This is a genomic window from Actinoallomurus acaciae, from assembly GCF_042429965.1.
Lineage (GTDB): Bacteria > Actinomycetota > Actinomycetes > Streptosporangiales > Streptosporangiaceae > Actinoallomurus > Actinoallomurus acaciae.
In genome coordinates this window covers 1-2237 of the sequence record NZ_JBHLZP010000862.1, presented here as the reverse complement: position 1 = coordinate 2237, position 2237 = coordinate 1, and the positions used below count along the sequence as shown (strand labels likewise).

1 protein-coding gene is annotated in these 2237 nt (G+C 73.0%); it reads left to right on the top strand.

The genetic code is table 11. The features are described from left to right. Window positions 1-2107 (top strand): alpha-L-rhamnosidase-related protein (locus ACFFNX_RS48155; protein ID WP_378213141.1); only part of this gene is annotated, 2107 nt, incomplete at its 5' end. Window positions 2108-2237 lie beyond the last annotated feature (130 nt).

Below are 2237 nucleotides of genomic sequence, written 5' to 3'. Positions count from 1 at the left end.
GGCACTCGCCGTCGACGCGCTCGACGGCGCTGGCCTGGCCCTCCCGGCCGTCCCGGCGTCGGCGACCGGCGACGACCCCTGGCACGACTCGTCGTACACGCCGCACCACGGCGACTGGCGGCCGTACGTGCTGGCGCCCGCCGGGCACACCGTCCGTCCGGTGTCGGTGCTGAAGGCGGTGGCCCGGCAGGGCCGCGTCGAGGGCGACCCGCGGAACGCCCTGCAGGCCGACAACCGGTCGGTACGGCTCGTCGGCGCCGCCGACCGGGCCGGGTCCCCCCTGCTGATCCTCGACTTCGGCAAGGAGGTCGCGGGCCGGGTCACGGTGCGCGGGACCGGCACCGGCCGGCTGCACGCCTGCTTCAGCGAGTCGCGCCGGTACCTGGCCGAGGCACCGGACGACAACGAGGGCGAAGGAAGGATCGCGCCCGGGTGCGACACCGCCAACATCTGGAACGGCTTCCCCGGCGTGGCCTACACCGAGGACACCGACAGCCACGAGCTGACCCTGAACACGCCCGACCGGCAGATCCGTGGCGGCTTCCGGTACCTCACGCTCTTCCTCGACGGCCCCGGCCAGGTCGACATCGACGCCGTCTCCGCCGAGTTCACCGCCGCCCCGCTGCAGCCGCGTCCGGACGCCTACCAGGGCCACTTCCTGTCCAGTGACGACCTGCTGAACAAGATCTGGTACGCGGGCGCCTACACCGTGCAGATCAACACCGCCATGGCCGACACCGCCAAGAGCTGGCCGTACGCCTCCGGCGAGCAGGACCACTCCGACACCGCCGTGCCGTACGCCGACCCGGACAAGGAGGTCATCTACGACGGCGGCAAGCGCGACCGCATCGTCTGGCAGGGCGACCTCGCGGTCCAGGCGCCGGTCACCTACCTGACCACGCACGACGTGGACGCGGTGGACAACTCCCTGTCCTCGCTGGCGGCCCAGCAGCTTCCCGACGGCTTCATGCCCGCCGAGAGCCAGGCCGGTCAGCACAACAAGGACGAGCTGCGCACCTACGGCGAGTACGTGACGTGGTTCGTCGACAACATGTACGAGCACTGGCTCTACACCGGCGACCGGGCCTACCTCGACAAGTGGTGGCCCGCCCTGACGAGGGCCATGAGCTGGCTGGAGTCGGTGCGGGCGCAGGACCCGCAGGGGCTGATCGCGTTCGGCGCGGTCGGCTCCTGCGGCCACTACGGGTACTCCGACTGCGGCCACGAGACCTACGTCAACGCCCTGTACGCGCGCAACCTCACGCAGATGGCCGGACTCGCCACGGCGCGCGGCGAGTCCGGCACCGCCTACGCGGACCGCGCGGCCGCGGTGAAGAAGGCCGTCAACGACCAGCTGTGGGACGAGAGCGCCGGCGCGTACCGGATGTCGCGGGAGATCCCCGACGCCTACCCGCAGGACGCGAACGCCGCCGCCGTGCTGACCGGAGTCGCCGACGCCACGCGGGCCGGGCGCTCGCTGGCCTACCTGCGCGCCCACAACTGGTCGGGCCTCGGCTCGCTCACCGTCGGCACCGCGAACGCCTCGCTCAGCCCGTTCTACGCGCCACTGCCCAGCGGGTTCGAGGCGGACGCCCGGCTCGGCACCGGTGACACGTCCGGCCTCGACCTGATCAAGAAGTTCTGGGGCTGGCAGCTCGCCCAGGACCCGGGCTCGACCTTCTGGGAGCACGTCCAGCCGGACGGCACGCCCAACCTGAAGCAGTTCTCCAGCCTCGCGCACGGCTGGGCGTCGGCGCCGACGACGATCCTGACCACGCGCGTGCTCGGCGTCCGGCCCACCGCCGCCGGCTTCGCCTCCTACGCGGTCGTCCCGCACACCGGGGGCCTGAGATGGGCCGAGGGAACGGTCCCGACGCCGAGGGGCGACATCACCGCCTCCTGGCGGAACGACGGACACGGCCTCCGCCTGGAGGTCACCGCGCACGCGACGGGCCGTCTCGGGATTCCCGCCGCCGGCCGGGTCACGCTCGACGGGCACGTGGTGTGGTCCGGCGGAAGGGCCACCGCGAAGGGCGTGACCGGCGAGGGCGGTTACGTCTACGTGGACGGCGTGGCGCCCGGGCACCACACGATGGAGTCGCGATGAGGAGGCTGGTCGCGGCGGCGGCCCTGCTCGCCGTGTCGGTGCCGACACAGGTCGCCCGCGCCGACCCCCGATCCTGGCGCGACGAGGTGCGGGCGCCGGCCGGCCGCACCGTGCGGCCGAAGGCCGTCAC